Origin of the sequence: Streptomyces sp. CLV115 (assembly GCF_038448545.1) — a bacterium.
GTDB classification, from domain to species: Bacteria; Actinomycetota; Actinomycetes; order Streptomycetales; family Streptomycetaceae; genus Streptomyces; species Streptomyces sanglieri.
Window position 1 is genome coordinate 1 of the sequence record NZ_JBCEWQ010000435.1, and the last position, 440, is coordinate 440.

The 440-nt window shown below is 56.6% G+C and carries 1 rRNA gene; it reads left to right on the top strand.

What is annotated here, in order from left to right:
* Positions 1-440 (top strand): 16S ribosomal RNA (locus AADR41_RS42520); the annotation flags it as partial.

Consider the following 440-nt stretch of genomic DNA (forward strand, 5'->3'; position numbering starts at 1 on the left):
CCTACGGGGGGCAGCAGTGGGGAATATTGGACAATGGGCGCAAGCCTGATCCAGCCATGCCGCGTGAGTGATGAAGGCCCTAGGGTTGTAAAGCTCTTTCGCACGCGACGATAATGACGGTAGCGTGAGAAGAAGCCCCGGCTAACTTCGTGCCAGCAGCCGCGGTAATACGAAGGGGGCTAGCGTTGTTCGGAATCACTGGGCGTAAAGGGCGCGTAGGCGGCCGATCAAGTCGGGGGTGAAAGCCTGTGGCTCAACCACAGAATTGCCTTCGATACTGTTTGGCTTGAGACCGGAAGAGGTTAGTGGAACTGCGAGTGTAGAGGTGAAATTCGTAGATATTCGCAAGAACACCAGTGGCGAAGGCGGCTGACTGGTCCGGTTCTGACGCTGAGGCGCGAAAGCGTGGGGAGCAAACAGGATTAGATACCCTTGTAGTC